Genomic DNA, 25,230 nt, shown 5'->3' with positions numbered 1-25,230 from the left:
TGACCCGGACGCCGGGGCGGGAACCGTACAGGGCGAGCTAGAGGGGGTCGCGCGTGCTTCCGGAGGCGGGGAGGGGCCCGTCGGACGGTTGACGCGCACCGGGTGAGCGCCGAAGCATGACGAACGCGACCGGCCGCACTTTCGATCGCGGGACCCCGTCCCGTGAACAGATCCCGTCCCCGAAGGGCATCTTTTATGAAAGTCCTGCGTGTTCGCAGGTGGTCGGCGGCGCTCGCGGCGCTCGTGACCACCTCGGCGCTGGCGGTCGCGCTCGGTTCCTCCCCCGCGGCTGCCGCGGGCGGAACCGGTACCGGCTACCTGAGCACTTCCGGAAACAAGATCATTGACAGCACGGGGGCGACCGTACGGCTGACCGGTATCAACTGGTTCGGCATGGAGACCGACAACAAGACGTTCCACGGCCTGTGGGCGAGCAACCCGTGGAGGGGCCAGCTCGACAAGATGGCCTCGCTCGGCTACAACACCCTCCGCGTGCCGTTCTCCAACGACGCCCTCAAGCCCGGAGCGGTGGCCACCGGCATCAACGACTTCGTCAACCCCGACCTGGTCGGCAACACCCCGCTGCAGATCCTCGACAAGGTCATCGACTACGCGGGCAGCAAGGGCATGCGGATCATCCTCGACCGGCACCGCCCGACCGCCGCCGGGCAGTCGGCCCTCTGGTACGTCGCCGCGACGCCGGAGAGCAAGTGGATCGACGACTGGAAGATGCTCGCCCAGCGGTATGCGGGCAACACCACCGTCATCGGCGCCGACCTGCACAACGAACCGCACGCCGAGGGCACGAACCCGGCCGCCACCGGGGCCTGCTGGGGCTGCGGTGACACCACGCGCGACTGGCGGCTGGCCGCCGAGCGGGCGGGCAACGCGGTGCTGTCGGTCAACCCCAACTGGCTGATCTTCGTCGAGGGCGTGAGCTGCCCGAGCGGCGGCCTGTCCAACGTCTGGGACAACGATCCCAGCAACGACGAGGACTGCGGCTGGTGGGGCGGCAACCTGTCCAAGGCGGGTCAGTTCCCCGTACGGCTCAACGTGGCGAACCGGCTGGTCTACTCTCCCCACGAGTACGCCACCTCGGTCTTTCACCAGACGTGGTTCGACGCGCCCAACTATCCGGCGAACATGCCGGCGATCTGGGACAAGTACTGGGGCTACCTCTACAAGCAGAACATCGCCCCGATCATGATGGGCGAGTTCGGCACCACGCTCCAGGCACCCGTGGACAAGGTCTGGCTCCAGGAACTGATGAAGTACACGGGCACCGGGGTGAACGGCATGTCGTTCACCTACTGGTCGTGGAATCCCAACTCCGGTGACACCGGTGGCATCGCCAAGGACGACTGGACCTCGATCAACCAGGACAAGCAGGACATCCTCCAGCCCTACCTGATCCCGCCGGTCGGCGGCGGCGGCGGAGGCGGGGGCGGCTCCACTCCCACTCCCACTCCCACGCCCGCCCCGACCTCGTGCACCTCCGCGTTCAAGCTCACCAACTCCTGGCAGGGCGGCTTCCAGGGCGAACTGACGGTCAAGAACACCGGAGGCTCGGCGCTGAACAACTGGACGTCCACCTGGACCATGCCGTCCGGCGTGACGCTCGGCAGCGCCTGGAACGCCGTCGTCACGGTCAGCGGGACGAACTGGACGGCGAAGGGGCCCGACTGGGCCAGAAACCTTCCCGCCGGTCAGTCGGTCGTCATCGGTTTCACCGCCAACGGCCCCCAGGGACAACCCTCCGGCGTCACCTGCTCCGGCGGCTGAGGACGGATCTCCTCCAGCGTCACCCGCTCCGGCGGCTGAGGACGGGTCTCCTCCGGCGATCGGAGGGGCCGCCCGGAGGTCCCGACCGGACGGTTCCCGCCCGCACCGGACGGGCCGCCCGAAATTCACCCTCTTCGATGGCCGGACGGCGCCCGCTCACACCGGGTGGGCCGCCCGAAAGTCACCTTTTCGGTGGCCGAATGGTGCCCGCTCGCACCGGGCGGGCCGCCCGAAGGTGGCCCCCTGACGGTTCCCGCTCACGGGAACGGGCCGCCCGTCCGGCGGCCCGGGGATCGTCCCGGCCGTTGAAGGCCGCCCGATCCGGTGGGCGGAGATCATCCGCTTCCGAAACAAAGCAAGCGCTCGGCCTGAAAGTTTCAAAATCGGCAAAATCATCCGTTCGGATCACAGCAGCCTGGGGGTGTGGCACATGAAACATCGGCGTAACCCGGGACACATGCCATTGACATCCCGTCTGCTGTCCCCAGAATCCCTTATGGGAGCGCTCCCACCCCCTCTCTCCCTTGCTCGATCCGGCGTGAGGCCGCTACCAGCGGTTTCGCGCCGGGCCCACCCATGGAGGCCCTTTTCAATGCATCGATTCCCCATCAAAGCGGGAGCGCTCCCACGCTTCCGGAGACGAGTCGCCGTGCTGGCGCTGTTCAGCATGGCGGCCGGGACGGTCACCGCGCTGGCAGCCTCGCCCGCGATGGCAGCCGTCGCCTGCGACGTGACCTATACGAGCAACGACTGGCAGGGCGGGTTCACCGCCAGCGTGTCGGTCAAGAACCTGGGTGACCCGCTGACCTCCTGGACGCTCGGGTTCAACTTCCCGACGACCACCCAGAAGCTCGTGCAGGGCTGGAGCGCCACCTGGGCGCAGAGCGGCCAGGCGGTCACCGCCAGGAACCTGGACTGGAACGGCGCCCTCGCCACCGGCGCCTCGACCAGCATCGGCTTCAACGGCACCTGGTCCGGGACCAACCCCAAGCCGACCGCCTTCACGGTCAACGGCACCACCTGCGGCGGGACCACTCCCCCCGTCAACCAGCCGCCCACGGCGACGATCACCAGCCCGTCGGCGGGCGCGACCTTCACCGCCCCCGCCACCGTGGCGATCGCCGCCGGCGCGGCCGACAGCGACGGCACCGTCGCCAAGGTCGACTTCTTCAACGGCACCACCCTGCTGGGCAGCGACACCACCTCGCCCTATGCCTACAGCTGGGCGAACGTGGCGGCCGGCAGCTACTCGATCACCGCGAGGGCGACCGACGACAAGGGCGCGGTCACGACCTCCGCCCCCGTCGGGATCACCGTCACGGGCACCTCCACCACTCCCGCGGTGGTCGTCACCCCGGCCACGCTCGCCGTCGCCGAGGGCTCGAACGCGAACCTGTCGGTCAGGCTCTCGCGGGCTCCGACCGCGAACGTCACCGTGGCGACCGCCAGGACGAGCGGCGACACCGACCTGACCGCCTCCGCCGGCGCGTCGCTGACCTTCACCTCGTCGAACTGGAACACCGCCCAGACGGTGAGGATCTCCGCCGCCGAGGACGCCGACCAGACCTCCGGCAGCGCCGTGTTCACCTCGACCGCCACCGGCCACACCTCGGCCACGGCGACCGCGACCGAGGTGGACAACGACAGCACGGGCGGCGACAACGAGTACATCCAGCGGTTCACCACGCTGTACAACAAGCTCAAGGACCCGGCCAACGGCTACTTCTCGCCGCAGGGCGTGCCGTACCACTCCGTCGAGACCTTCATGGTCGAGGCGCCGGACCACGGGCACGAGACCACCTCCGAGGCCTACAGCTACTACCTCTGGCTGGAGGCCGCCTACGGCAAGGTGACCGGCGACTGGAGCAAGTTCAACGCCGCCTGGGCCTCGATGGAGAAGTACATCATCCCGGCCACCGCGGACCAGCCGACCAACTCCTTCTACAACCCGGCCAAGCCCGCCACCTACGCCGGTGAGTGGGACGACGTCAAGCAGTACCCGTCCACGCTGGACGGCGGCGTGAGCGTCGGCGTCGACCCGATCGCGAACGAGTTGAAGACCGCCTACGGCACCAGCGACGTGTACGGCATGCACTGGCTGATCGACGTGGACAACACCTACGGCTTCGGCCGCTGCGGCGACGGCACCACCAAGCCCGCCTACATCAACACCTACCAGCGCGGCCCGGAGGAGTCGGTCTTCGAGACCATCCCCCAGCCGTCCTGTGACACCTTCAAGCACGGCGGCACGAACGGCTACCTGGACCTGTTCACCAAGGACAGCAGCTACGCCAAGCAGTGGAAGTACACCAACGCCCCCGACGCCGACGCCCGCGCCGTCCAGGTGGCCTACTGGGCGCACACCTGGGCCACCGAGCAGGGCAAGGCGGCCGATGTCGCGACCACGGTCGGCAAGGCCGCGAAGATGGGCGACTACCTGCGCTACTCGATGTACGACAAGTACTTCAAGAAGCAGGGCTGCACCAGCACCTCGTGCGCGGCGGGCACCGGCAAGGACAGCTCCGCCTACCTGATGAGCTGGTACTACGCCTGGGGCGGCGCCAACGACACCTCCGCCGGCTGGGCCTGGCGGATCGGCTCCAGCCACAACCACTCCGGCTACCAGAACCCGATGGCCGCCTGGGCGCTGTCCAACGTGACCGCGCTCAAGCCCAAGGGTGCGACGGCCGTACAGGACTGGACCACCAGCACGAAGCGGCAGCTGGAGTTCTACCGCTGGCTGCAGTCGACCGAGGGCGCGATCGCCGGTGGCGCCACCAACAGCTGGCAGGGCCACTACGCGGCCCCGCCGTCCACGCTGCCCACCTTCTACGGCATGGCCTACGACTGGCAGCCGGTCTACCACGACCCGCCGTCCAACCAGTGGTTCGGCTTCCAGGCCTGGTCGATGGAGCGGGTCGCGGAGCTCTACTACGCGACCGGCAACGCAGACGCCAAGGTCGTGCTGGACAAGTGGGTCAAGTGGGCCACAGACAACACCACGATCAACGCCAACGGGACCTACCAGATCCCCTCGACGCTGGTGTGGACCGGCCAGCCCGACACCTGGAACGCGAGCAGCCCGGGCGCCAACACCGGACTGCACGTGAGCATCAGGGACTACACGACCGACGTGGGCGTGGCGGGTTCCTACGCGAAGGTGCTGACGTACTACGCGGCCAAGTCCGGTAACGCCACGGCCAAGGCCGTCGCCAAGGGCCTGCTCGACGGCATCTGGCAGAACAACCAGGACGCCAAGGGCGTCTCGGTCGCCGAGACCAAGGCCGACTACAGCCGCCTCAACGACCCGGTCTACGTCCCCGCGGGCTGGACCGGCAAGATGCCCAACGGCGACGTCATCAACTCCAGCTCGACCTTCATGTCCATCCGGTCCTTCTACAAGAACGACCCGGACTGGCCGAAGGTCGACTCGTACCTGAAGGGCACCGGCCCCGCGCCGACCTTCAACTACCACCGTTTCTGGGCCCAGGTCGACGTGGCCGTCGCCCTGGCCGAGTACGGCCGGCTCTTCCCCTAAAAGCCGGACACGCCCGGCTCTCTCTTGAGAAGCCGGGCGGCCCCTCCTCGGGAGGGAGCCGAGTGCGACCGCACCGCCTGCTCCCTCCCGAGGAGCCGGGTACGACCGGGCCCGCTCGCTCCTGAGGCGAGGTCCGGCCCCGAAGACCTCGGGGCGCGGCGGCACCCCTGACCTGTCACCGCGCCCCGAGTACCACCTCTGACGACCGAAGACCTCGGGACGCGGCCGGTACCTCCGACGTACCGGCCGCGTCCCGAACACCACCTTCTCCCCGAGACTTCCCCGAGAGGCACCCATGAGATCCAGCGAAGGGACCGCCGGATTCATCCGGCGGGGGAATCGCGTCCCCGCCGGCCTTTGTGAAACGGGCAGGGCCGGTCCGTCGCCCACCCGGGCCGGGAACCCCTCGGGACTCGGAGGGGTCGTGAAGAGGTCCTTGGCCGTGCTGGCCGTTCTCGCCCCGCTGGCTCTGACGGTCGTGCACGCGCCCGCCGCCCAGGCCGCCGCGCCCGCGTTCAGCTACGGCGAGGCGCTCCAGAAGTCCATCTGGTTCTACGAGGCCCAGCAGTCGGGGGACCTTCCGAGCTGGAACCGCGTCGGCTGGCGCGGCGACTCCGCGCTCGACGACGGCAAGGACGTCGGGCTCGACCTCACCGGCGGCTGGTACGACGCGGGCGACCACGTCAAGTTCGGGCTGCCGATGGCGGCCTCCGCGACGATGCTGGCCTGGGGCGCGGTGGAGTATCGGGACGCCTACGCCTCCTCGGGGCAGCTCACCCACCTGCTGAACAACCTCAAGTTCGTCAACGACTACTTCATCAAGGCCCATCCGTCGCCGAACGTGCTCTACGGGCAGGTCGGCAACGGCGGCACGGACCACGCCTGGTGGGGTCCCGCCGAGGCGATGCAGATGCAACGGCCCGCCTACAAGATCGACGCCTCCTGCGGCGGCTCGGACCTGGCCGGGGAGACGGCGGCGGCGATGGCCGCCTCGTCGATCGTCTTCCGCCCGACAAATCCGTCTTATGCCGACACGCTAGTGACGCACGCGAAGCAGCTCTACACCTTCGCCGACACCGTGCGGAGGAAGTACAGCGACTGCATCACCGACGCGTCCGGGTACTACCAGTCGTGGAGCGGCTTCAACGACGAGCTGGTCTGGGGCGCCATCTGGCTGCACCGGGCCACCCAGGACGCCTCCTACCTGGCCAAGGCCGAGGCCTACTACGACAACCTCGGCACCGAGCCGCAGTCCACGACCAAGTCCTACAAGTGGACGATTGCCTGGGACGACAAGTCCTACGGCGCCTACGTGCTGCTGAACAAGCTGACCGGCAAGCAGAAATACCTCGACGACGCCAACCGCTGGCTCGACTTCTGGACGGTCGGGGTCAACGGGCAACGGGTGACCTACTCCCCGGGCGGCCAGGCCGTACTCGACCGCTGGGGATCGCTGCGCTACGCGGCCAACACCGCGTTCGTGGCCCTGGTCCACAGCGACACCATCACCGAGGCCGCGCGCAAGACGAGATACCACGACTTCGCGCTCAGGCAGATCAACTACGCCCTCGGCGACAACCCGCGCAGTTCCTCCTACATGATCGGGTTCGGCGCCAACCCTCCCAAGAGCCCCCATCACCGCACCGCGCACGGCTCGTGGACCGACCAGCTCACCACGCCGGTCGCCAGCCGCCACACCCTGTACGGCGCGCTCGTCGGCGGCCCGCCCGACCCGAACGACGCCTACACCGACAAGCGCGACGACTACGTGATGAACGAGGTCGCCACCGACTACAACGCGGGCTTCACCAGCGCGCTCGCCCGGCTCTACCGGGAGTACGGCGGAGCCCCGGCGGCGAACTTCCCCGTCGCGGAGACCCCCGATGGCCCGGAGATCTTCCTGGAGGCCGGGGTGAACGCCTCGGGCTCGACGTTCACCGAGATCAAGGCGATCGTCAGGAACCAGTCCGGCTGGCCCGCGCGCCCGCTGACCAACGGCTCGTTCCGCTACTACTTCACCCTCGACGGCACCACCACCGCGAGCCAGGTCACGGTCTCCTCCGCGTACAACCAGTGCAAGGCGCCGACCGGGCCGACCCTGCTGTCCGGTAAGACCTACTACGTCACCATCGACTGCTCCGGCACCTCGATCTCCCCCGCCGGACAGTCACAGCACCGGCGCGAGGTCCAGTTCCGTCTCGCCAGCTCCGGCACCTGGGATCCGTCCAACGACTGGTCGTATGCGGGTGTCGCCACCACTCCCGGCGCGACTCCCGTGATGGTGCAGAACATGACGCTCTACGCGGGCACCACGAAGATCTGGGGCAACCCCCCGGGTGACGAGCCGCCCCCGGTGGAGGACACGACGGCTCCGGCGAGGCCGGGCAAACCCACCGTCTCCGCCATCACCGGGAGCACCGCCAGACTGGCCTGGACGGCCTCCACCGACAACGTCGGCGTGAGCGGCTACGACGTCTACCGGGGCACGACCAAGGTCGGAACGGCCCCGGGCGTCACCTTCGACCTCGTCGGCCTCGCCCCCGCGACGGCCTACAGCGTCAGCGTGGTGGCCAGGGACGCGGCGGGCAACTCCTCGCAGGCTTCCGAGAGCACCGCCTTCACCACCACCCAGGATTCGACTCCGACCGGTGGGTGCACCGCCACCTACACGATCGGCAACGCCTGGCAGGGCGCCTTCCAGGGCGAGGTGACCGTCAAGAACCAGGGCACCTCGGCCATCGGCGGCTGGACGGTGACCTGGAAGTTCACCGGCGGCCAGACCATCACCCAGCTGTGGAGCGGCACGCACACCCAGACAGGGGCGGACGTGTCGGTCAAGAACGTGGCCTGGAACGGCAACCTCGCTCCGAACGGCTCGACGACCTTCGGGTTCACCGCGAGCCTGAACGGCACCAACGGCGTCCCGGTCCCGGTGAGCTGCACCGCGAGCTGACGCCCCCCGCTGCCCCGGCCGGGTGCGATGACCCCTCCGCCCGGCCGGCCACCTCCTTCCAGAGTCCGACCCACAGAGGCAGGCCATGCGAATCCGAATCGCGATGCTCTTCGCGCTCTTTCTGTCGTTCCTCATCCCGATGTCACCCGCCCACGCCGCCGTCGGCCTCCACGTCAGCGGCACGAAGATCCTCGAGTCGAGCGGCAGCGCGTTCGTCATGCGCGGCACCAGCCACGCGCACACCTGGTTCCCGACCCAGACCGGCTCCTTCGCCGCCATCAAGGCCCTCGGCGCGAACACGGTGCGCGTGGTGCTCAGCGGCGGTCGCTGGGCCGCCAACGGCGTCGCCGACGTGACCAACGTTGTGTCTCTGTGCAAGCAGAACAAGCTCATCTGCGTGCTGGAGAACCACGACACCACCGGGTACGGCGAGCAGAGCGGCGCCTACACCCTGGACCAGGCCGTCGACTACTGGATCGGTGTGAAGAGCGCGCTCGTCGGGCAGGAGGACTACGTCGTCCTCAACGTCGGCAACGAGCCCTTCGGCAACAACGCGACCACCCCCGGCTGGACCCAGGCCACCTCCGCCGCCATCACCAGGCTGCGCAGCAACGGATTCCAGCACCTGATCATGGCGGACGCGCCCAACTGGGGCCAGGACTGGGGCTTCACCATGCGCGACAACGCGGCCACGGTCTTCGCCGCCGACCCGCAGCGCAACACGGTCTTCTCCGTCCACATGTACGGCGTGTACGACACGGCGGCCGAGGTCACCGACTACATGCAGCGCTTCCAGACAGCCGGGCTGCCGCTGGTGGTCGGCGAGTTCGGGTTCAACCACTCCGACGGCGACCCCGACGAAGACACGATCATGGCCCAGGCTCAGGCCAGGGGCATCGGTTACCTCGGCTGGTCCTGGAGCGGCAACGGCGGCGGCGTCGAATATCTCGACCAGGTGACCAACTTCAACGCCGCCAGCCTCACCAGCTGGGGACAGCGGCTCTTCAACGGTGCGAACGGCATCGCGCAGACCTCCGTACAGGCCAAGATCTACGGTGGGACGACTCCTCCGGACCCGAGTGACACCACGGCTCCGAGCAGGCCCGGCACCCCCGCCGCCTCGGCCATAACCGGCACCGGCGCCACGCTGACCTGGACCGCCTCCACCGACAACCGCGCCGTCACCGGCTACACCGTCTACCGGGGCACCACCCAGCTCGCCACCTCGGCCACCAACTCCGTCACCCTGACCGGACTCACCCCCGGCACGGCCTACACCGTCAACGTCGTCGCCCGCGACGCCGCCGGAAACGCCTCCGCCGCCTCGGCCGGCACCACCTTCACCACCACCTCCGGACCCACCAACCCCGGCACCGGCTGCACCTCCACCTACCGGACCACCAACGCCTGGCAGGGCGGCTTCCAGGGCGAGGTCACCGTCAAGTGCGCCGGCGCCGTCACCAGCTGGCGAACCGTCCTGACCTACCCCGCCGGTGTCAACGTCACCCAGACCTGGAGCGCCACCCTCACCGCCTCCGGAACCGCCTTCACCTTCGCCAACGCCGCCTGGAACGGCGCCGTCCCCGCCGGCGGCTCGACCACCTTCGGCTTCATCGGCTCCTGGAACGGCACCGGCGCCCCGCCCACCCCCACCATCTCCTAGCTCCCCGAGCATCTCGAACAGCCCTGACGCCTCTGCGGGGGATGCGGTCCGCGACCGTACTCCCTGCCGGCGGTCCGCCATCGGCGAACAGCGGATGCCGGCGCGTCAGCGGCGAACAGCGGGCGGTGGCACGATCGCACCGCCCGCTTCCCGGGGGCGGTCGAACGCGGCGTTCGACCGCCCCCGGGTCCGCCCGGCCCCGGCCGTCGCGTACGGCGAGAACCGCCGGGAAGGCTTCACCGAGACGGCGGCCGAGCCCGCACGGGTTCACCCCGGCTCCGGCAGGCGTATACGACGCGCCGCGCATCCCGGGAAGCCGTCCGTCCTCCGCTCAGGTGCTGGGCCCAAGCCCATATTTGTGCAGCGCGTCGACCAGCCAGTGTGCGATCTTCTCGTGCCCCTCGTAGGTGGGGTGGACACCGTCGGGCAGGATCGTCCCGCTCCCCCAGCTCCGGCCGAGCGGATCCAGGAAGGGCGTCTTCGCCTCCTCGGCCGCGACCGCGACGGCGTCTCTCACCTGGTAGCTCCAGTCGGGAGCCTTCGCCATCCAGAGGGGACCGATCACCACGATCCTGGTCTCCGGCCATCGACGCCGGGCCAGCTCCAGCAGGCGCTCGACCGCCTGATGAACCGTCCCCGGACTGACCTGGCGGTCGTTGTGCCCGCCGGAGATGATCAGCAGGTCGGGGGGCGGACGCCAGGAAAGCTCCTTGTCGAAGGACATCTCGAAGGTCCGGCCCACCGGGCCGGGGTTGACGAAGCCCGTTCCGGACGCTCCCGCGACGACCAGCTGCCAGCCCAGCGCCCGCGCGGTCTGCGCGGCGTAGCTGTCCCATCCCGGGACCGGACCCGACCCGACCGTGAAGCTGTCACCGATGATCATGACCATCGGGGCCGTCGACCCTCGCAGCACGGGCGACGGGGTGGAGGCCAGGGGCACCCGGGCCCCGGCATCGCGCGTCGGCGACACGGGCTTGCCATTCAGCCCACATCCCGAAATAAGATAGAAAATCGCCGCAAACGTAGCAACGGTGAGCACGAGTGGTCGCCTGCGCACCTGCCCGTACATGCCACCTCGGAGAGCTTTAAGCTGCCGACATGAGTAGTGACCTCTACGGGCGCACGCGGCGACTCGAACTCGCCGACCAGAACCTGCGCTCCTTCGAAGCGGTGGTCCTGGCGTCGTCGCCCGACGGGATCGTTCTGAGCACGTCGGCATTCTACCCAGGTGGAGGAGGCCAGCCCGCGGATCGGGGAGTTCTCCTCTGGCAGGGAGTGGAGACCCGCATCGGCGGTGTGCGCAAGGGTGACGACCTCTATCTGATCCCGGTCGAGGACGACCCGATCCCCCCGCCGGGGACGACCGTGCGGGCGGCGGTCGCAGACGAGAGACGCTCCGCCCTGATGCGGACCCACTCGGCCCTGCACGTGCTGTGCGGGGTGGTCTTCCGTGACTTCGGCGCCCTCGTCACGGGCGGAAACATGGAGGAACTGACCGCCCGGATGGACTTCAACCTGCCCGAGGTGCCGCCCGGCTTCAAGGAGACCGTGGAGGAGGCCTGCAACGCCGAGGTCACCGCCGACCGCCGGATCGACGTCCGCGTCCTCCCCCGCGCGGAGGCCTTCGCGATCCCCGACATCATCAGGACGGCCACGAACCTGGTGCCCGAGACGGTCGAGGAGGTCCGGATCATCGACATCGTCGGCCTCGACTGCCAGGCCGACGGCGGCACCCACGTCGCCTCCACCAAGCAGATCGGCCGCATCCGGGTCGCCAAGATCGAGAGCAAGGGCAAGGGTTTCCGCCGCCTCCGTATCGAGGTGGCGGACTAGTCAGTCCTCCGCGCCGTCGGGTGCCGTTCCCCGGTGCGACGTTGGGCGCCACTGCGCTCTGGCCGCTCCCGCCTCGGTGCAGGGGTTGGATACGTACGGCGAACCAAGCCCTGCCAGACGGCGGTTTCCCGGCACGAGGCAGCCCGTTCCCATCGGCTCGAAACGGCTCGTCCCCCACGGCTGGGGATAGCTCGCTTTTGCCGGTTCGGGACAGCTCGTTCCCCCCGGCTCGGAGCGGCTTGTTCTCGTCGGCCTGGGACGGTTCGTTCCGGTCGGCTCGGAGCGGTCTGTCGCCACCGGCTCAGGGTGGCTTGTTTTCATCGGCCTGGGATGGTCTGTTCCCGAGAGCTCGGAGTCCATTGCTCCGACCGGTTCGGCGTGACCGGTCAACGCGGGGTAAGTGTGGTCGGTGGGTGTGGATCCGTAGCCATCGATCGATGCCGGACCCTCGATCCCGCTCTGAGCATGCAACAACGGCAGACGCAACACAAAACGAGCCCCCCGCGGTGAGTCCTCGATCCGCAAACTCCCCCGATGCGCCTCAGCGATATCCCGGGAAATCGCCAACCCCAGACCACTGCCCCCCGCATCCCGACGCCGCCCATCGGCCAGGCGGGTAAACCGCTCGAACACCCGCTCACGATCAGCCGGCGCCACCCCCGCCCCGTCATCGACCACCGCCAACACCGCCCGGCCATCCACCGCCTCCACCGACACCTCCACACTGGCAGCCGCATGCCGGCGAGCATTACTCAGCAAATTACCCACCACCCGAATCAACCGGATCTGCGAACCCGACACCCACACCCCCGACGCCGCATGCACATACACCGCCACCCCCGCACTCTGCGAAACCTGCATCGCCTCCTCGGTCACCAACTTGCCCAGATCAATCAACTCCCGCGCCGCCGGCTCCGCCACCCGCAACCGCGCCAGCAACAACAGATCATTGACAATCGCCTCCAGTCGGCCCGTCGCCGACAACGCCCCCCGCAAACTGTCGGCCGCATCCACCTCATCGGGATACAGCAACGCCTCCTCCAACTGCATCCGCAACCCCGCGATCGGAGTCCGCAACTCATGCGAGGTCGTCGAGGCGAACTGCCGCTGCTGCTCCACCGCCTCCTGCAACCGCTCCAAACTCTGATTCGCCGTGCGCGCCAGCAACGCGAACTCATCCTCACCCGCCGGCACCGGCACCCGCAGACTCACATCACTGCCGGTGATCTCCGCCATCCGCGCCCGAATCGCCGCCACCGGCCGCAACGTCCGACCCACCACCCACCACGTCAACCACCCCGCCAAACCCAGCAACACCAACGCCGCCACCGCCAAGAACAACTCCAGATAATGCCCACCCAACAACCGCGGCTCCGCACTACCCGCATAAATCACCGGCGCATCCGGAGCCGGCGAGACCCGAATCGCCATCAACAACAACCCGTTATCGTGCAACCGCTCGAAGCGGTCGTTGGACGGCGGCCGGATGGCACTCAACGGCGCGCGCCCCCGCGCGCGCCGGCTCGCCCGTACCACCGTCCCGCGGGCATTGACCAGCTGCACCAGATCCACCCCGCCCGAAGCCGGAATCATCTCCGGCAGCCCCCCGGTCCGAGCCGTCGCACTCCACTGGCTGGCCACCCGCTCGGCGTTTTTGAACACATCGTCTTCGATGCGATAGCGGATCACCAGATCGCAGCTCACCCCCACCACGACCAGCACCACCAGCAACAACGCCATCGCCGCCGTGGTGTACCGCCCCTGGATCGAACGCAGGCGCAGGATCGCACGCACACGCGATTTCAACCTCACCATGTCTCCTTCCAGGATGGATATCCGCTGACGACCAGGCCGTCACGCCGCAGAAGCCCGACAGGGGCCATAGCTCTGTCCTCGCAAGCCGATGAAGGGCAAAAGCTCATGAATCGCCGAAATTGGTAATGCCTGCCCAGCGGCATGGCGGGGACGGCAGACGTGGCGCGTGGGGATGGAGCATGCCGTTCTACGCCGTCATGACGGCGAGGCTGCCCAGCAGGGCCAGGGCATGTTCGGAAGGGCTGGCCGGTTCGGCCTGGAAGATGGTCAGCTGCTGGCCGGGAGCGCTGCTGATGTTGAACAGCTCACAGGTAAGGGTCAGATCGCCGACCTCGCGGTGGTGAATACGCTTGGCCTCGTGGGTCTTGCCGACGACGTCATGGCGCGCCCACAGCCGGCGGAACTCCTCGCTTTCGAGGGAGAGCTCATCGACCAGCTCGACCAGATAGGGATCGTCGAGGTCCGCTCCCGCGGCGGAGCGGAGGTGAGCCACCTTGGCGCGGGCGACCTTCTCCCAGTCGCGGTAGAACGTGCGTGCGGCGGGATCCAGGAAGACCGCCCGGATCAGGTTGTCCCCCTGCTCCAGTTCTCTGAAGAGTGCGGTGGCCAGCGTGTTCGCTGCCAGCACGTCCATCCAGCGGTTGCACACGAACGCCGGGGTGGAGGCCCAGCCCCGCATCAGCCGTAGCAGGTCCGGGCTCACCTGCTCCACCTGAGCGGTCGTTTCGCGCGGCCGCGACCTCGGGTGGGCGAGCTCGTACAGGTGCGTCGCGGCGTCGGGACCGAGATCCAGCACCCGTACCAGGGCACCGAGCACCCGCTCGGACGGATGGCGCTCGCGCCCCTGTTCCAGGCGGATGTAGTAGTCGGTGCTGACGTCCGCCAGCATCGCCACCTCCTCCCGGCGAAGTCCCGGCGTCCGGCGGGAACCGACGTGCAGCAGTCCTACCTGTCTGGGAGTGGTGACCTCGCGCCGAGCGCGAAGGAACTCTCCAAGGAGATTCTCGCTGTCCATTTCATCACCGTATGTCGGAAGTTCGTTGACAGGGAGGACGCATTACACCCAGGAGCGGTTCTCACCGTCGGCGAACACCCTCGATTGCGCGCCGGGGCAACAGGGCGGCCGGGACGAGAGCCGTCGCTCCGATGGCGAGAGCCCACCAGAAGCTTCCCCCGAAGGCGTGCGCCACGGCGCCGGCGACCTCGGAGCCGTGCACGGCCACCCCGGCGAGTGTCCCATCGCCACCCGGAACCCCGGCCTGCAGGCGGAGCTGCAGCACCAGGGCGAGGACGGCGACGCCGAACGAGGTTGCCACCCGGATCGCGATGTTGCTCATCGTCGTCGCGGCGGGAATCAGCTGCTTGGGCAGCCCCTGGTAGGGAGCGGCCGCCAGCGACGGGATGACAAGGCCGTGCCCGAGACCCACGGTGAACAGGGCGGCGGCGAGCAGCGCCGGCGGGGTGGCGGCCCCGATCGTGGTGAAGACCAGCGTGCCGGCCATGGCGAGCAGGATGCCCGCGATCCCGAGCCCGCGCGAGCCGAAACGGTCGGTGAGCCGCCCGGCCACGGGCATCGTGATGATCGCGCCGACACCCAGGGGCGCGATCAGCAGACCTGCGTCCAGCGCGCTGTGGCCCCCGGCGGTCTGGTAGTACAGCGGTGCCAGGATCAGCAGGCCGAAGATCGACGCCGAATAGAGGAACAGCGCCCCCACACCCGTGGTGAATGCCCGGCGCCGGAACAGGCGCAGATCGAGCAGCGCCCGCTCGCCCCGGCGCAGCGACCAGAGCACGAACGCCCCGAGCAGCAGCACCCCGGCCGCCAGCCCCGCCAGTGCACTCGGGCTGGTCAGGCCCGATCCGCCGCCGGCCTGGGAGCAGCCGTAGACCAGCGCGGCGAGGCCGGGAGAGAGCAGGGCGAGGCCCACCCAGTCGAGAGGCGCTCCGGCTCGCCTCTCCTCATCGCGCGGCAGCATCCGTACGGCGAGCAGCAGCGCCAGCGCGCAGAACGGCACGTTCACGAAGAAGAGCCACCGCCAGGAGAAGTGGTCCACGACCACGCCGCCCAGCACCGGCCCGAGGACCGGGGCGAGCATGCCGGGGATCGAGATCACGGCCATCGCCCGCCCCATGCGTCCCGGCCCGGCCTCGCGGGCGAGCATGGTCTGTCCCACCGGCATGAGCAGGCCGCCGCCGATGCCCTGCACCACGCGGAACGCGATGAGGGCGGGCGCCGACCAGGCGAGCCCGCACAGCAGCGAGCCGCCGATGAAAAGTGCCAGCGCGGTGATCCACATCGTCTTGGGCCCGAAGCGCTCGATCACCCAGCCGGTGATCGGGATCGTCATGGACAGCGCGAGCGTGTACCCGGCGATCACCCACTGGATCGTGGACAGCGAGGTGTGAAAGTCCCTGCCCAGGGTGTTGATCGCGACGTTGACGATCGTGGTGTCCAGAATCGTCATGATCGCGCCGAGTGCTACCACTACGGCCGTCCGCCGCAGGGCGGAATCGAAGCCCATGGGGGCTTCGACCGTCGTCTCCATGGAATGACCTCTTTCCGTACGCCGTATCGCTATTTCGTACACCGTAGCGCATTTTTCGTACGGCGTATCGCCTCGCGCCATGATTTTCGTACGGTGTAGCGGCTTACCGCTACGCCGTACACTTGGCCGGGTGGAAGAGGCTTCGGAGAAGGCGCGCGGTCCGGTGTGGGCGCGTGAGACGAACAAGCGCCGGTCGGCACTGACGCGCGAGGCGATCGTCGCCTCCGCCGTCACCATCGCGGACGCCGAAGGGCTCGCCGCGGTCTCGATCCGCCGGGTGGCGGCCGAGCTCGGCGCGCGCACGATGAGCCTCTACACCCGTATCGAGCGCAAGGAAGATCTCCTCGACCTGATGTTCGACGAGGTCGCCGGCGAGATGTCCGTGGCGGGCGGGTTGCCGGTCGGCTGGCGCGACGCGGTCATCGCGATCGCCCGCAACACGCGCGAGGTGATGCAACGCCATCCCTGGATGGTCGACCTCGCCGCGCAGCGCTCCAGGGTGGGGCCCAACGGGCTGCGCCACGCCGAACAGTCCCTCTCGGCCTTCGCCGAGCTGGACCTCGACGCCGAGCAGAAATGGCGCATCCTGACAGCCGTCGACGACTACACCTTCGGCCACGTGATGCGCGAGGGCCTGGAGCGGGAGTCCCTCCGGCGCGAGGGGTCCACCCGGGCCGAACGGGACGCCGTCCTCCAGCCCTACCTCAGCACCCTCATCGAGAGCGGGGACTTCCCGAATCTCGCCCCGCTGATGAAGAACGGCCTGCCCAGCATGGACGACAACTTCGAGCAGGGCCTCGCGTGGCTGCTCGACGGCATCTCCCGCGACCTCCCCTGAATCTGTCGGTGCGGGGCTCTAACGTGTTCGGTGTCGTCCACCCGATGCCATGGAGACCCTCTTGATCATCGTGTCCGGGAAGCTGTACGTGGATCCAGACGTCCGTGACAAGTATCTCGCCGGATGTCTCGACGCCATGGAACAGGCGCGTGCCACCCCCGGCTGTCTCGATTTTGTGCTGGCAGCCGACCCGATCGAGCCGGATCGGATCAACGTGTACGAACGATGGGAGTCGGACGCGCACCTCCATCGGTTCCGCGACGCGGGTCCGGAGCCCGAGCAGACGGCCGCGATCCGCGACGCACAGGTCGCGAAATACCGCATCTCCTCCTCCGAGGCCCCGTAACCACTCTCCTTCGAGACGCCGCACCCCCGGCACTTCATCCGGCGGCAGGACGGTGATCGATTCGCCGACGGCCTCCGGATGGAGACCGGAGCCTCACCCGCGCTTCCGGATCGCGCCCCATCCATGCGGGAGACCCTCAGGTCTCATAGGTTGACACCTGCCCCACCCACCCCACAGTGAGGACAGATCCAAGTTTGTGCAGGTAAAACCCTTGCCAACGGCACATGGGATGGGCATTATCTGGCATTACGGGTCGTCCTATCTCAGCCTTGCGCAGCCGCTCCCTCAAAACCTCCGGGTAGGACGGCCCGTCCACTTCAGATCCGCGCCATCGCCTGATCATCCGATGATGCGGTGCCACCACAAGCCGCAATCCGGCGGGCCGTTCCTCTGCGAGCGCGCCCGAAGCCGAACCGGGCACTCGCACCGCCCATCAGGACGAGGGCCCCACGCATCTCTGGCAGATGTCCTGCCGGACGGCCCCCGTCCCTACATCCCGGGAACCAGGCGGGGGCCATACCCCTGGGCCGGCATCGGGCGCCGGCGGAAAAATCGGACTACGAGCCGCGCCAACCCCCGGGCTCGTCGCGGGCGAGGACCGTATCCCGACCGCGACAGCCCCCGGCCCCGTTCACCGGCAAAGGCCGCATCCCGACCGCCACGACCCCACGACCGTTCACGGACGAGAGCCAGGTCTCGACCGCGACAGCCCCCGGCCCCGTTCACCGGCAAGAGCCGCATCCCGACCGCCACGACCGTTCACGGACGAGAGCCGCGCCTCAGCTGACCTGTGAGGCGGCGACGGCCCAGGTGTTGCAGTAACCGATCCGGGCATACTTCCAGCCCTGCTGGAGCCAGCCCGCGTAGTGGTCGCCGTTGCCGTGGTCGCGCAGACCCAGGCCGTTCTGGTCGTCGCCGCGGCCGTACTCCATCCGCAGCACAGCCTGCCAGCGGGCGGCGGTGACGCCGAGCGGAGCCCTGACGGCGCGGGCGAAGATGCCGGCGAGACACTGGGCCTGGAGCTCGGACCTGCGGGAATGGGCGTCCTGGGCGGCTTTGGACTTGTTGGAGACCTCCCACCACCACGCCCCGCCGATGCCCGCCATGGACTGCACGTGATGACCGTACTCATGGGCGAGCACCGACAGGTAGGGAACGTGATTCTCCGCGGGATCGACCCGGTCGGTCTGCTGGATGAGATGGGTCAGGCCGATGTACATGCCCCGGTTGGACGGGCAGTAGTAGGCGGCGGCGCCGGAGGCCGGGTAGGTGCCGCAGGGGCCACGGCCGGGACGGGACCAGTAGACCCGGCGCGGCGGCAGGAAGACCGCTCCCGCCTGGGAGAACTTTCCCGCCCATGCCCGGTCCAGGCAGCCGGTGACGGCATTGAGATAGCCGAGCATGTCGCGAGGCTGAACCGAGGGCCGGGGTGCGCGGCAGGCCGTGGAGCCCATCTGGCCGGTGCCGTACAACGGGTTGCGCTTGAGACGGGCGGCGGTGTCGGTGCGCTGCATGTAGCGGAGGTCGACGGCCGTGCTCCCCTGCGCGGCCAGCGCGACCTTGGAATCACCCAGCCAGCCGAGGTTCAGCTTCTGCGGGGGCTCGAAGGTCGGCGGCGTGATCTCGGTCTTGCCGTCCGGCGCGGGCTCGGCGCTTCCGGTCGCCACCGGACCGGTCTCGGGGCCGGCCGGAGCCTGCGTCTCCTCGCCGCCGACCAGCCCGGCGACCACCACGACCACGGCGAACGTCATGGCGAGAACACCCAGGACACCAAGAGCCAGGGAGTTCGATCCGCGGGGGCGCATACGACCGCCTCTCCAGAAGGATGGATCTTCGGGCGGCAATCTAGCGGATATCTATCTATAAGTGTTTATGGACTGAAAAATATGGAAGAAAGCGCTCTTCGCCTGTCCCCTGTTCTCGCTAAGCTCCCCAGCCATGGCGGGATCTTCCTTGTACCGAGCAGCCGGGAGCGTGACCGCGATGGTCGCTCTCGCGGTGACGATGAGCGCTTTCTCGGCCCTGGCAGCCGGTACCGCGAATGCGGCCGATATCGCGAACGCAACGAACACGGCGAACAGGCCGAACGCGGCCGGTATCGCGAACACGGCGGACGGCCCGAACCTGGCCGGTATCGCGAACGCGGCGGACACCTCGACCGCGAACGGCGCCGCGAACGCGACGACCGCCCAGGCCGGCAAGGTGGCGAACGACACGGTCGAACTCGAACTGCGGCAGGACGGCGTGCTGCACGTCAAGGAGACCGTCACCTTCGAAGGCGGCCCTCCGACGCGGAGCCTGGTCGACCGGACGCGTTACGACGACGGTGACGACCGGCTCTACCAGGTCGTCAACCTCAAGGGCGACGCCACGATGGCCGGCGCCTCGATCGTTCTGAAGGGCTCGGGCACCGCCAATCTCGAATACGACGTCAAGGGCGCGGTGACTCCGCTGGCCGCCGCCCAAGAACTGCGGTGGTACGCCGTGGGAGGCTGGTCCGTCCCCGTCGAGCAGGCCAAGGTCACGCTGAGCGGCCCGGCGCAGCTCCAGAGCCTCTCCTGCTTCGCGGGCCCGCTGAGCTCGGCGATCGCCTGCACCGAGGCCTCGATGGACCACACGGGCGTCACCGCCGAGTTCGGCCAGCAGGGCCTCGGCGCCGGTGAGGTGCTCACGGTGGTCGTCGGCTATCCGACGGGTGCCACGGAGGGCACACCGATCCTGGAGCGCCGCTTCGAGCTGTCCAACGCCTTCACGCTGAATGCCGTCACCGGCGGTGCGCTGGCCGGTCTGGTGATCCTGATGCTCGGCGGCATCGGCATCCTCTACTGGACACGAGGCCGCGACGACCGCGTGGTCGGCCACGAATCCGGTGCGCAGAGCGGCGTCGAGAACGGCCACTTCGCCCCGCCGGACGGCGTGCGCCCCGGCCAGATCGGCACGCTCATGGACGAGCAGGCCGACGTGATCGATGTGACCGCCACGATCGTGGACCTGGCCGTCCGGGGTTACCTCCGGATCGACGAGCAGCCCCGGCAGACCTACGACGCACCCGACTGGATGCTCGTGCAGATGCCCAGTGCCCCGGTCGACTCCCTGCTGTCCTACGAGCGGGCGCTCTACGACGCCATCTTCGACGACCGCGACTCGGTGCTGCTGTCACACCTCCAGGGCTCGTTCGGTCACAAGCTCGGCAAGGTCCGCGACGCGCTCTACCGCGACGTGGTCACGCAGGGCTGGTTCGCCCGCCGTCCCGACAGTGTCCGCACCCGCTGGACGACCCTCGGCGTGGTGCTCACCGTGGCCGGAGTACTCGCCACCGTCGCGCTGGCCTGGTTCACCTCGTACGGACTGCTCGGCCTGGCCCTGATCATCGCGGGCGCCGCCCTGGCCGTCGGCGGCCAGTACATGCCGGCCAAGACCTCCAAGGGCGCGGGAGCCCTCGCCCACACCCTGGGCTTCCGGGAGTATCTGGCCGGCGGCCATCTCGGCGACGACGTTCCCGTGGCCCAGCGGGTGGAGCTGTTCTCCCGCTACCTGCCCTACGCCGTGATCTTCGACAGCGTGGACCGCTGGGCCCGGGTGGTCTCCTCGGTGAACGGCAACGGCCGGCAGGCCGACCACCTGTACTGGTACCACGGCCCGGCCGAATGGGACCTGTCCAAGTTCGCCGACTCGATGCGGACGTTCACCATGACGACCTCGGGCGCCATCTCCTCCACCCGCCAGTTCCGCTCTCTCTGAGCGGGAACCGTTCCGGTTCGGGGCGCTCCCGAACGGGACCGCCCCGAACCGGTATCGGCCGAGAACGGGATCGGCCCGGACCGAACCGGATCGGGTCAGGTCGAACCGGGTCGGGTCGGGAACAGAATCGCTCCGGAAACGGGACCGGCCCGGACCGAACCGGGTCAGGTCGGGTCGGATCGGGTCGGGGCGGGGCGGGAACAGAATCGCTCCGGATCAGGACCGGCCGGAAACAGGATCGGCCCGGACCGAACCGGGTCAGGTCGGGTCGGGTCGGGAACAGAGCCGCTCCGGATCAGGACCGGCCGGAAACGGGACCGGCCGGAAACGGGATCCCCTGGGCCAAGGCCGCGAGTCCACCGTCAGCGCACGCGGACCTCGCCGACCGGATGGCCGCCACCGAGCAGTACGCCGGTCGCGAGCTCGTCGAGCTCGGCTCCCTCGAAGCCGAGGGCGACCAGCGCAGCGACGGTGACCGGGCCCCGAGCCCGCTGGCCACCGTCCTCGATCTTGACCGTGCCCGCGCGGCCGTCCTCGAAGGCGAAGGCGTCGAAGGCCTCGGCACCGGCCTTGACCATCAGGCCCGGGACCGCGCGCATCAGCCGGGCCTCGGGACGGGTCGTGCCGGACGTCCACTCGGGGTGAGCGCGGAAGGCGTCGGCGACGCGGCGCTCGGGGGTGCCGGGCTCGGCCTGGACAAGGGCGCGGAACGCCCGCGTCACGCCCGGCATCGACACGAAGAACAGCGGGGCGCCGCACCCGTCCACTCCCGTGGCGGCGACGCGCTCGCAGGTCAGCTCCTCGACCGTGGCCCGGATGGCCTTCTGCAGCGGATGGGCCGGGTCGAGGTAGGTCTCCAGCGGCCAGTCGTTGACCACGCAGGTGGCGAGCATCGCCGAGTGCTTTCCCGAGCAGTTCATGTAGATTCTGGCCCGGTCTCCGCCCGACCTCAGCACCTCGTCGCGGGAGGCGACGTCCCCGGGCAGGTCCTCGGGACAGCGCAGCGCGCCCTCGTCCAACCCGGCCCCGGAGAGAATCCTCCGGGCTCCCTCCACGTGGAACGGCTCTCCATCGTGACTCCCGCACGCCAGCGCGAGCAGTTCCCCCTCCAGAGCGAGTCCCGCGCGCACCATGGCGAGCGCCTGCAGGGGCTTCATCGCCGAACGGGGCGAGACCAGAGCGTCCACCGCCCCGTGTGCCCGCACAATCGAACCGTCGGAGGCGACGGCCAGCATCCGCGCCCGATGGGTCGATTCCACGAACCCCGAACGGACAACCTCAACAACCAATGACTCAAAAGACATTTTATCCCCTTTCGTCCCAAGTCTAGGGATATCGACGAGCGCGAGATGATGGGGCCATGCGTGCGGTCGTACAGCGGGTGAGTTCCGCTTCTGTGGTGGTGGACGGCGTGACGGTCGGGGCGATCGACGAGCCCGGGCTGCTGGTCCTGGTCGGCGTGACCCACACCGACACCCCGGCGGAGGCGGCCAGGCTCGCCGCCAAGCTCTGGGGCCTGCGAATCCTGTCAGGCGAGAAGTCCTGCTCCGACATCGGCGCGCCACTGCTCGTGGTCAGCCAGTTCACCCTGTACGGCGACGCACGCAAGGGCCGCCGTCCCACCTGGCAGGCCGCGGCGCCGGGACCGGTGGCCGAGCCGCTCGTGGAGGCCGTCTGCACCGGGCTACGCAAGCTGGGCGCCCGGGTGGAAACCGGGGTGTTCGGCGCAGATATGCAGGTCACGCTGACCAATGACGGACCCATCACTTTGGTCCTGGAGATCTAAAAGGGCTACAAAGAAGCAGGGTGCATCCAAGATCTAACTCGTAGGGTCGCGACTTGTTCGAAACAAGTCCGCCATCACCCACGGGGAGGGTCCATGCGCATCTTCGTCAAGTCCTGCGTCGCCGCCGCCGCGCTGGTCACCGCACTAGCGCCCATCGCACACGCACAGACGAACACCACCAACGCACCGAGCGCACCAAGCGTGCAGGTCGCGCCGGTCGCTCCGGTTGCTCCGGTTGCTCCGGTCGCCGCCACCGCGCCGAGGCAGGCACCGGTTTTCTCCGCCTACCACGACGTCACGGCCAAGAAGCAGACCGAGCACCTCACCACTCTGCGCAACCAGGGCTACCGGCCGATCACGCTCACCGTGGACAACGCGGCCGCACCGCGTTACGGCGCGGTGTGGGTGAAGAGCCCCACCACAGGGCCCACTTGGGTGATGGACCAGGGCATGAGGTCGAACGGTTACCAGAATCGCTTCAACGCTCGCGTCGCCGACGGCTACCGTCCGACCTCGGTGAGCGCCAGCGGATCCGGGAACGCCGCGGTCTTCGCCGCGATCTTCGAGAAGGTTCCTGGGAAGTTCACCGCCAGGCACAACCTCAACGCCGACCAGTTCGCCGCCGCCAACGCGGCCAACGCCAGGCGTGGATACATGCTCACGGCGCTGAACGCCTACGGCACCGTCAACGACCCGCGCTACATCGCGGTCTGGACGCAGGCTCCGGGCACCTGGACCGTCACCACGGCCCTCAGCCCGCAGGAGCACCACCAGGAGTTCCTCACCCGCACCAGCAACGGTGAGAAGCCCTCGCTGATCACCGTCGGCCCGGGCAACACCTACACGGCCGTGTGGGTCAAGGACGACGGGTCGATGTGGCGCGAGTTCACGGACATGAGCTCGGCCGGCTACCAGAACCGGTTCAACACCTTGAAGGACAGGGGTTTCCTCCCCGTCAAGCTGGACGTCGAGGAGGGCCGCTACGGGGCCATCTGGGCCCGCAGCTGATTCTTTCGGGAATCGACCCTGGCTGCGCCGCCGTACCGTCATCCGGTACGGCGGCGCGGCCGTCCCCACGCCCCGAGCGGATCCGTTCCGCCGGAGGCGGAGGATGAGGGCGGCAGACGCCCTTCCCGTGGTCGGAATCACGCCCGCCGGTCTCGCGTCCCGCACGCAGTCCCGCGATCCGGGGTCTCGCGTCCCGCACGCAGTCCCACAGCCCAAGGTCTCGCGTTCCGCACGCGATCCCATAGTCCGAGGTCTCGCGTTCCGCACGCAGTCCCACAGCCCGAGAGCTCGTGTTCCGCACACGATCCCGGCGACCCTGGGTCTCGCGTTCCGCACGCAGTCCCACAGTCCGAGGGCTCGCGTTTCGCACACGATCCCGGCGGCCCGGGGATCGTCAGCGGATGCGGCGACGCAGTGCGGGGTCGATCTGGACGTTGCGGCCGGCGTCCGGCGGCACGATGACCTCCTGGGTCGCCGCCACCTCACCGGCCGTCAGCGTGGCGTCCACCGGCACGGTCCGCTTGACCACGGCCAGCGCGATGGGGCCGAGCTCGTAGTGCCGGGCGGCGCTGCCGACAAAGCCGACTTCCCCGTCGTCGAGGACCACGGGGGTGCCGTGCTTCGGAAGCGTGTCCACGCTGCCGTCCAGATGGAGGAAGACCAGGCGGCGCGGCGGGTGGCCGAGGTTGTGCACGCGGGCCACGGTCTCCTGGCCCTTGTAGCAGCCCTTGCTCAGGTGAAGGGCCGAGCCGATCCAGCCCACCTCATGCGGAATCGTCTTGTGGTCGGTCTCGAAGCCCAGGCGGGGACGGTGGTCCTCGATCCGCAGCGCCTCGTAGGCCCAGAGCCCGGCAGGCTTCAGCCCGAGCCGCCCGGCCAGCAGGTCGCGAGGGAGGAGCACGTCGTCACCGACGAGGATGGCCCCCTCCGGCAGGGTGAGCCGCTCGGCCTCGACCACGGAGACCACGGCATAGTCGTCCGTCACCTCGGCGACCTCGACCCTGAGCATGAACCGCATCTTGTTGAGGAACGCGGTGAGCTCGGCCGCCGTGCCCGGCTCGACGTGCGCCCACACCGCCTCGCCGTCGTCGACGAGCGTGAGGTGGTGCTCCACCCGGCCCTGGGCGTCCAGAAGCAGCGTCTGGGTGGCCTGCCCGGGTTTCAGGTTGTCGAGTTTCTGCGAGCTCAGGTTGTTGAGCCAGCTCAACCGGTCGGGTCCGGAGATCCGGACGACCTCACGATTGCTCCGGTCGACCATCGCCTCACCGGCGAGCAGCGCACGCTGCTCGGCGAACGGATCGCCGTAGTGTCCGGCGACGTCGGCGTCAGGGGTCTCGGCCGCGACCGCGCCGGGAGTGTCCAGCAGAGGGCTTCGCATGGC

General features: G+C 68.9%; 17 protein-coding genes. 10 read left to right on the top strand and 7 right to left on the bottom strand.

Going from position 1 to position 25,230, the window contains the following annotated elements; translation table 11 throughout:
• The first annotated feature begins 195 nt into the window (after window positions 1-195).
• The 4 genes from DKM19_RS02670 (at window position 196) to DKM19_RS02655 (ending at window position 9,936) form a co-directional block, all read left to right on the top strand.
• Complete coding sequence (locus tag DKM19_RS02670) at window positions 196-1,782, top strand: cellulase family glycosylhydrolase (RefSeq protein WP_110694336.1); 1,587 nt, start codon at window positions 196-198, stop codon at window positions 1,780-1,782.
• A 592-nt stretch (window positions 1,783-2,374) separates the two neighbouring features.
• Window positions 2,375-5,320: a glycoside hydrolase family 48 protein gene (locus DKM19_RS02665; protein WP_110694335.1), complete on the top strand. Its 2,946-nt coding sequence runs from the start codon at window positions 2,375-2,377 to the stop codon at window positions 5,318-5,320.
• A gap of 424 nt (window positions 5,321-5,744) precedes the next feature.
• Window positions 5,745-8,273 (top strand): glycoside hydrolase family 9 protein, encoded by a 2,529-nt coding sequence (locus DKM19_RS02660; RefSeq protein WP_110694334.1) that lies wholly within the window; start codon window positions 5,745-5,747, stop codon window positions 8,271-8,273.
• Between the two features lie 85 nt (window positions 8,274-8,358).
• A complete protein-coding gene (locus DKM19_RS02655; protein WP_110694333.1) occupies window positions 8,359-9,936 on the top strand; it encodes a cellulase family glycosylhydrolase in 1,578 nt (525 codons plus the stop codon).
• A gap of 331 nt (window positions 9,937-10,267) precedes the next feature.
• On the opposite strand, the gene DKM19_RS02650 is transcribed toward DKM19_RS02655, so the two are convergent.
• The gene (locus tag DKM19_RS02650; protein ID WP_162641241.1) at window positions 10,268-10,906 is read right to left on the bottom strand and encodes an SGNH/GDSL hydrolase family protein; all 639 of its coding nucleotides are present in this window, start codon (window positions 10,904-10,906) and stop codon (window positions 10,268-10,270) included.
• Between the two features lie 128 nt (window positions 10,907-11,034).
• Between DKM19_RS02650 and DKM19_RS02645 the strand changes: the two genes are divergently transcribed.
• A complete protein-coding gene (locus tag DKM19_RS02645; RefSeq protein WP_110694331.1) occupies window positions 11,035-11,769 on the top strand; it encodes an alanyl-tRNA editing protein in 735 nt (244 codons plus the stop codon).
• Here DKM19_RS02645 and DKM19_RS02640 read toward each other — a convergent pair whose 3' ends face one another.
• The 3 genes from DKM19_RS02640 to DKM19_RS02630 form a co-directional block, all read right to left on the bottom strand.
• Window positions 11,770-13,584, bottom strand: coding sequence for an ATP-binding protein (locus tag DKM19_RS02640; protein ID WP_110694330.1), 1,815 nt, complete (start codon window positions 13,582-13,584; stop codon window positions 11,770-11,772).
• A gap of 187 nt (window positions 13,585-13,771) precedes the next feature.
• A complete protein-coding gene (locus DKM19_RS02635; protein ID WP_110694329.1) occupies window positions 13,772-14,599 on the bottom strand; it encodes a helix-turn-helix transcriptional regulator in 828 nt (275 codons plus the stop codon).
• Between the two features lie 61 nt (window positions 14,600-14,660).
• Entirely contained in the window at window positions 14,661-16,130 is a 1,470-nt protein-coding gene (locus tag DKM19_RS02630; protein WP_162641239.1) for an MDR family MFS transporter, read from the bottom strand.
• 163 nt (window positions 16,131-16,293) lie between these two features.
• Between DKM19_RS02630 and DKM19_RS02625 the strand changes: the two genes are divergently transcribed.
• Together DKM19_RS02625 and DKM19_RS02620 are read left to right on the top strand one after the other, a co-directional pair.
• Window positions 16,294-16,968, top strand: a complete 675-nt coding sequence (locus tag DKM19_RS02625) for a TetR/AcrR family transcriptional regulator (RefSeq protein WP_204358627.1) — start codon at window positions 16,294-16,296, stop codon at window positions 16,966-16,968.
• Between the two features lie 70 nt (window positions 16,969-17,038).
• The gene (locus DKM19_RS02620; RefSeq protein ID WP_239514571.1) at window positions 17,039-17,314 is read left to right on the top strand and encodes a putative quinol monooxygenase; all 276 of its coding nucleotides are present in this window, start codon (window positions 17,039-17,041) and stop codon (window positions 17,312-17,314) included.
• 779 nt (window positions 17,315-18,093) lie between these two features.
• Here DKM19_RS02620 and DKM19_RS02615 read toward each other — a convergent pair.
• A complete protein-coding gene (locus DKM19_RS02615) occupies window positions 18,094-19,119 on the bottom strand; it encodes a neutral zinc metallopeptidase (RefSeq protein WP_110694327.1) in 1,026 nt (341 codons plus the stop codon).
• A 178-nt stretch (window positions 19,120-19,297) separates the two neighbouring features.
• Here DKM19_RS02615 and DKM19_RS02610 point away from each other — a divergent pair, with 178 nt between their 5' ends.
• Window positions 19,298-21,055 carry a DUF2207 domain-containing protein gene (locus DKM19_RS02610; protein ID WP_239514570.1) on the top strand — a complete coding sequence of 586 codons (1,758 nt, stop codon included), beginning with the start codon at window positions 19,298-19,300 and terminating at the stop codon, window positions 21,053-21,055.
• Window positions 21,056-21,417: 362 nt separating this feature from the next.
• Here DKM19_RS02610 and DKM19_RS02605 read toward each other — a convergent pair whose 3' ends face one another.
• Entirely contained in the window at window positions 21,418-22,359 is a 942-nt protein-coding gene (locus DKM19_RS02605) for an asparaginase (RefSeq protein ID WP_110694326.1), read from the bottom strand.
• A gap of 56 nt (window positions 22,360-22,415) precedes the next feature.
• Between DKM19_RS02605 and dtd the strand changes: the two genes are divergently transcribed.
• Together dtd and DKM19_RS49240 are read left to right on the top strand one after the other, a co-directional pair.
• Entirely contained in the window at window positions 22,416-22,841 is a 426-nt protein-coding gene (dtd, locus tag DKM19_RS02600; protein WP_110694325.1) for a D-aminoacyl-tRNA deacylase, read from the top strand.
• Window positions 22,842-22,934: 93 nt separating this feature from the next.
• Window positions 22,935-23,849 (top strand): hypothetical protein, encoded by a 915-nt coding sequence (locus tag DKM19_RS49240; RefSeq protein WP_162641238.1) that lies wholly within the window; start codon window positions 22,935-22,937, stop codon window positions 23,847-23,849.
• A gap of 394 nt (window positions 23,850-24,243) precedes the next feature.
• Here DKM19_RS49240 and DKM19_RS02585 read toward each other — a convergent pair whose 3' ends face one another.
• The gene (locus tag DKM19_RS02585) at window positions 24,244-25,227 is read right to left on the bottom strand and encodes a folate-binding protein YgfZ (protein ID WP_110694322.1); all 984 of its coding nucleotides are present in this window, start codon (window positions 25,225-25,227) and stop codon (window positions 24,244-24,246) included.
• Window positions 25,228-25,230 lie beyond the last annotated feature (3 nt).

Source organism: Streptosporangium sp. 'caverna' (genome assembly GCF_003203775.1).
In the GTDB taxonomy this organism is placed as follows: domain Bacteria; phylum Actinomycetota; class Actinomycetes; order Streptosporangiales; family Streptosporangiaceae; genus Streptosporangium; species Streptosporangium subroseum.
This window is presented reverse-complemented; position numbering and strand designations above follow the sequence as displayed.